A 6,430-nucleotide genomic window follows, 5' to 3' on the forward strand; every position below is an offset into this window, starting at 1 on the left:
CGATATAATAAACAAACAGATAATCGTAAATATTCACGATTATCTGTTTGTTTATTTATTCTAGTTAGATCTGTATTTTTGCAAAAGACGAGGATTATATTTCTGCATCAGACCGGCGATGTGTTCGGCCATTGCATGTTCTTCTTTTTCCGCTATAGTATCTTCACCCGACAGGTAGAAGCCTCTCATTGTTACTCGCATAAGAAAATCGAGAGGGTGTCTGCTTTCACTGAAACTTACACCATTGCTAAGGTATAGCTCAGATAGGCTCATCAATTTGTTGAGGAGCACTTTATATTTAGCTCTGTCGTAGCGTTGATAGATATCCAAGATCTGAATTTCGGTATTTATATAATCCCGTATATCAGAACTACATGTGATCATGTCTGTTTGTTTCATGCTGGCGTACCATTCCAAAGATCCGTTTGATCTGTACATGATTTCGTCTATTATTTTTTGAGCCTTGTCAGCATGTCCGAGTTGGTAATATGCTTCAGCAAACATAACAGATTCTCCACCGCGTGGAACTGTGTTGCCCGGTATTTTTGTTATACATGCATCAAGTGCTTGAAGTGCTTTCTCATTGTCGCCTTTTTCTAACAAGGCAGAGATGAGTTCGCCAAACAATACACGGAACGTGCGGCACATTCTCAGGTTGTTTTCATCCAGATATACTTTCGGATTTTCTATACCACCCCATTTGTACTTGTTGACCATATTGTCGAACATCACATCGGTATTTACTCCTGTACTGTCTGCTACACCCGGAATGATACGGCATATAATACCTTCCTTGATCGATTGTTTCTCAAGTTTCAAAGGTGGTTCGCCGATAGTCATCGCATAGTAGATGCCACGTTTCCAGTCGTCATTGTTGATATTGTTCAACATTTCCAATATCATCATTTCCTGTCTGTAGATACCGCCCTTGTTGTCTCCAAGGTTGAATATAAACTGAGATTGAGGGCTTGCACCCATTTTCTTCCAGTCTACTTTCGATTCATTCACAGACATTTTCAATATACTACTTGGTATTACAACGCCTTTGTCGATGCCGAATGGATTGCGAGGGGCATAGTTGTCTTTTGTTTTCAGTATATCCAATACCTCGCTTACTTGCATGGTATCTTTATATGCTGATGTATCATAATAGTCGTTGAAGTTGATTCTTCCCAGCCATGCTCCGTCCTGAGAGTTTTTGAGCTCACGGGTAATAATGCTTTCGATATCTTTTCGAGAAAGAACGTAAGCCGATTGTCCTTTAGACCCTTGATATCGGTCTGATTCCCAATTGATAGGCAGTGGTGACGAATCATATGCCTGACGGCGCATTTGGTCTACATACCAGTCTGTTTGCAGATAGCTGAGGTTACATACACGCACATCGGTGCGGAAACCTTCTACTTCCTGAGCATACCACAATGGGAATGTATCGTTGTCTCCCATTGAGAATAAGATACTGTTCGGCTCGCATCCTCTGAGGTAGTTCATCCCAAAGTCACGCATTGTATATCTGTCAGAGCGATCGTGATCGTCCCAGTTTTGCCCTGCCATTTGTATCGGTATAAACAGAGATAAAGCTGTGGAGATTCCGGCTGCTACTGTGCTTGGCACCCATTTGCTTAATGTTTTCCATATAAAGGCGACACCAAACCCGATCCATATACAGAAGGCATAGAACGACCCGGCATAAGCATAGTCGCGCTCACGTGGTTCGAATGGTTGCTGGTTCAGGTATATGATAATAGCGATACCTGTCATAAAGAATAGCATAAACGTTACAAGGAACTGTTGCTCTCCTTTACGTCCTTTGGTCAATTGGAAAACAATACCGAGAATACCCAGTATGAGCGGCAACATGTAATATTTATTATGTCCTTTGTTCTCTGTAATATCCGGAGGAAGATTCCCCTGTGGTCCACGTCCTAGCAATTCGTCAATAAAGCTGATACCTGTAATCCAGTTACCGTTGCTTATATTTCCTACCGACTGGATATCATTCTGACGGCCTGAGAAATTCCACATGAAGTAACGGAAGTACATAAAGTCTAACTGGTAGCTAAAGAAGAATTTCATGTTCTCAAACATTGTCGGAGGTACAGATGGGTCTTTGATGTTTGCCCAGATCTGATAACCCAGAACATGTCTGTCTTCGGTAGAATACATACGAGGCAACAGCATATTGTTCGTTGTAGCGTATGTAGGGATAGTACCTGTTACTACGTATTCGTCTTTTTGGTCAGGTGACTTCTTTACTATCTTATCATATGTTTTCTTTTCGCTTTCAGGTGCTGCCATTCTCCCTGTAGAAGGGTCTTTCTTCTCGGTTGAAGCATATGTCCTGCCATAGAATAGCGGTCTGTCGCCATACTGTTCACGGTTGAGGTAACTTGCCAGCGTAAATACGTTTTCGGGTGAGTTCTGATCCATCGGAGTATTCGCTATCGAACGGATAGGTATTAAAGCAAACGATGAATAACCTACCAGTATAACAAGTAGACACAGAACGGTTGTATTCAGAAAACGAGCATTGATTCCTTTATAAAAGAATAAGAAGCCAGCGAGTGCAGCAATCAAAACGATCCACAGTACTACACTAGAGCCTATAAATACAACGCCGCTTAGAGCTAACGCAATAAATGTAGCAATCTTGGCTCTTTTGATACTTCCCTTCGACGAAAGAGTTTCATATATTGCCCAAACAATAGAAATTACTGTCAGTAGAATATATGATAACGCACCTGTATTATATGAGAATCCGAGGCTATTGACAAACAGCATTTCGAACCATGCTCCTACTTTTGTAAATCCCGGGATAATACCATACATAAGAATTACAATAAGCAACAGTGAGCCTGCCAACGCCAGCAATATGCCTTTTACATCAGCGTGTTTTGCTTTTTTGAAGTAATATACCAAAACGATGGCAGGGATACAAAGCAAGTTAAGCAAGTGGACACCGATGGATAATCCCATTGCATAGGCTATAATCACAAGCCACTTGTCTGCTCCCGGCTGATCGGCACGGTTTTCCCATTTCAAGATTAACCAGAATACAAGGGCTGTAAACATAGACGAGTATGCATACACTTCACCCTCGACAGCCGAAAACCAGAATGTGTCGGTAAATGTATAAGTAAGAGCTCCAACCAATCCGCTTCCGATAATGGCTATAAGTTGCCCCATAGTCATTTCTTTGTCGGTATCGGTATATATGAGCTTTTTAGCAAGATGTGTAATAGTCCAAAACAAAAATAGGATGGTGAGTGCACTTAATAGTGCAGACATACTATTTATCATTGCAGCAACTTGGCTGGGATCGGAAGCAAATAACGAAAAGAACTTCCCTGTGAGCATAAAGAATGGCGCACCGGGTGGGTGTCCAACTTCCAATTTATAGGCTGAAGTAATAAACTCGCCACAATCCCAAAAACTGGCTGTAGGTTCAATTGTCATCAGGTAAACAATAGCGGCTACGGCAAAACTAAACCAACCAAAAATATTGTTTATCAGGTTATATTTCTTCATAATGAACAGTTATTGAATGATATGCTGCTTGATTAAACAGTTGTTTTTTATACATTTGGGTGCAAAGATAGTTAAATCACTGAAAGTATTATTTTTTATTGCTTGGTTTTTAGTTGCTAAATTCAAAAACTTCTTAAAATAGAGGGTTTTCCTTTCTCTTTGAAACAAGCAGTTAGATGATGAGTCACATTTCTTTAAATAATATACGGGTATGTGTTCTTATTTTTTTCTACATTTGCTAAACAAACTAAGACTCAAAAATGAAACAATAAATAAAACTATGATGAGAAAATATTATTTCCTGTTCTTGGCTTTGGCCGTAAGTTTCTTTATGGTATCCTGCTCAGGTAAATACGATGGAGCCATATCAAGCTATATAGAGTCTACTGAAGGACAAACTTCGAAAATAGAAGTTAAGGTAAATGAAGTAAAGGAGTTAAAGAAAATAACGGTAGGAGACAGTATCAACTTCCTTAACATGAAGGCTGAAAAGGAATTGAAAGCACGAATCGAACAAGCAGAGAAAGAATTGGCGAGCTATCAGCAAGATCTTGTGAGAATAGGCACATCGTCGAAAGTTGTAACTGATGCTTATACTGTGCAATTGACAAAGACTCAGCAAACGATTGACTCACTGAAAGCTGTAAAACCCGAACCTACTCGATTGTACGAAGGACAAAAGACCGATCAGGTTTTGGCTGTCGTTGTAGAATGTAAGTATACAGTAACCAATGAGGCTAAAGAAAAAACAGACGTTGTGAAAAACTTTGTATTATCTACAGATGGCAAAACTTGCTATGGTGTAACAGATAATCCTGATATGAGTGCAGAAAAATAAATTAATAATATATGCGTTTGTAAAAGCTTCACTCTCTATCTGGTGAGGCTTTTTTGTTAAATAGATGAATAAAAAAGTTTATTTTTATACTCGATGCAACTTTTTGAATTTAACTCGCATCTTATTTAATAGAGAGAAAAACGAATGGACGAACTGCAATTAATCACCGGATGTAAACGTGGTGAGTCATGGGCTCGTAAAGAACTTTATGAGTTACATGCTCCTGCCATGATGTCTGTTTGCATGCGGTATGTTAATGATAGGGAGACAGCCAAAGATTTAATGCAGGATGGGTTTGTGAAGGTATTTACCAAAATACATACCTACTCCGGAACGGGCTCTTTTAATGGTTGGATGCGTCGGGTTTTTGTAACAACTGCTCTTGAGCATTTGCGCCGCAACGATATACTTCGTGTGACTTCAGATATAAATGAGTATGACGAAGCAATGGAAAGCGGTGATGTTTCGGCATTGGAACAACTCTCTGTGAATGAGATATTGGCTTGTGTGGCTAAACTGCCTAACGGGTATCGCACTGTTTTCAATCTGTTTGTGATCGAGGGATATTCGCATAGTGAGATAGCGGATATGCTTGGTATAAACGAAAGTACATCCCGGTCTCAGTTTATAAGGGCCAGGAAAATTTTACAAAAAAATGTGGAATCTTTAATTATGCATGAAAATGCAGCAGAACGAAAAAAAATATAAAGACCAACTTGACGATTTCAGTAAATTGATAAAGCAGCGGCTCGAAGATCACCGTATGCCTGTCGATGAAGATAGCTGGAATGCAATAGAGCAGCGCATCAAACCTGTGAACAACAGGCGTACGATGTGGTGGACTATTGCAGGGGCTGCTGTTGCCGTCATTTTGTTAGTCTTGTTGATGTTGCCACTCAAAGAACAGGACTATATTACTCAAATAGGCAGTGGTGCAACGCCTGATAAAATAGCGACATCGGTAGAAAAAAATAATATTGCCGTAAATGGCAAGGATAACGTCGTAAAAGAAGAAAATAAAATAAAAATAACTAAGAAATCTTCAGGAAGCGTCCGGTTGATTTCGCAACAAGTAAGTGAAGCAGTATTGATAGATGACAGTTCGTCCGGCACAACGAAATCTGTTGAAAATTCTCTGTTAATGATAGATACTGTGCAGCTTGCTCAAATTGGCAATTCTCTCGGAGTTGCGGAGCCTGATAGCGAATCTGATTTACCTGAAGTAAAGAAAGATTCTGTTCCTTCTCGTGTTTATAAAGATGTAAAGAAAAGTAATGAACCAACTAGAATCCTGATTGAAAAATCGAAGAGACAAGACAAATGGTTATTAGCCGCTTCTTTCTCTTCGGGAGGAAGCGCTTCATTTGGAGGAGGGGGACCGGATAAGAATGGTTATTATTCTATGATGAATTCCCTTCCTTCGAGTGAGAGCGGTGCACTTTCTGATGGAGGACATAATTCATACGGAAAGGAGTTTTTGGATTACAACGACTTTACAAATGTTAGTCACTCTGTTCCGTTATCATTTGGTGTTACTGTTCGTAAAGATCTGACTGATAGGATAGGTTTCGAAACCGGGTTGGTATATACTTACTTGTCTTCTAAATTTAGGAGGAGTGGAACTTCTTATCACACTGCCAAGCAAGAATTGCATTATTTAGGTATTCCACTCAATGCTGTTGTGTATCTCTGGAATAACCCGAATTGGAATATATACGTATCTGCCGGAGGAATGGTAGAAAAAGGCTTGCGAATGAATTATTCGCAGAGCGTTATACAGCGAGAAGAGTCTAATTCTTTAAATTATTCTACCCATCAGAGTATTCGTGGGCTTCAATGGTCTTTAAATGCTTCTGTGGGTGTAACATATAAATTTTATAGTGATTGGGGAATATACTTCGAACCCCGCTATTCTTATTTCTTTGACAATAATCAGCCGTTTAGCATACGTTCAGAAAACTCTAATGTCTTTGGACTGAGTGGAGGTTTGAGATATTCATTTTAGAATTATCGCTATAGAAAAGTAAATCAAATTTTTAATTTTGTTGGAGCATCAGTTTTTTA

At 39.5% G+C, this 6,430-nt stretch carries 4 protein-coding genes; 3 read left to right on the forward strand and 1 reads right to left on the reverse strand.

What is annotated here, in order from left to right:
* Window positions 1-60: 60 nt before the first annotated feature.
* Complete coding sequence (locus PKC55_RS12055; protein WP_296949036.1) at window positions 61-3,528, reverse strand: protein O-mannosyl-transferase family; 3,468 nt, start codon at window positions 3,526-3,528, stop codon at window positions 61-63.
* 280 nt (window positions 3,529-3,808) lie between these two features.
* On the opposite strand from PKC55_RS12055, the gene PKC55_RS12060 reads away from it, so the two are divergent.
* From PKC55_RS12060 to PKC55_RS12070, 3 genes are all read left to right on the forward strand, one after another.
* Window positions 3,809-4,366 carry a hypothetical protein gene (locus PKC55_RS12060; RefSeq protein ID WP_291128429.1) on the forward strand — a complete coding sequence of 186 codons (558 nt, stop codon included), beginning with the start codon at window positions 3,809-3,811 and terminating at the stop codon, window positions 4,364-4,366.
* A 144-nt stretch (window positions 4,367-4,510) separates the two neighbouring features.
* The gene (locus tag PKC55_RS12065; RefSeq protein ID WP_006842213.1) at window positions 4,511-5,074 is read left to right on the forward strand and encodes an RNA polymerase sigma factor; all 564 of its coding nucleotides are present in this window, start codon (window positions 4,511-4,513) and stop codon (window positions 5,072-5,074) included.
* Window positions 5,049-6,371 (forward strand): porin family protein, encoded by a 1,323-nt coding sequence (locus PKC55_RS12070; RefSeq protein WP_324373184.1) that lies wholly within the window; start codon window positions 5,049-5,051, stop codon window positions 6,369-6,371. Before PKC55_RS12065 ends, PKC55_RS12070 begins: the two co-directional genes overlap by 26 nt.
* Window positions 6,372-6,430 lie beyond the last annotated feature (59 nt).

It is taken from the genome of Dysgonomonas sp., assembly GCF_035323175.1.
Classification (GTDB): domain Bacteria; phylum Bacteroidota; class Bacteroidia; order Bacteroidales; family Dysgonomonadaceae; genus Dysgonomonas.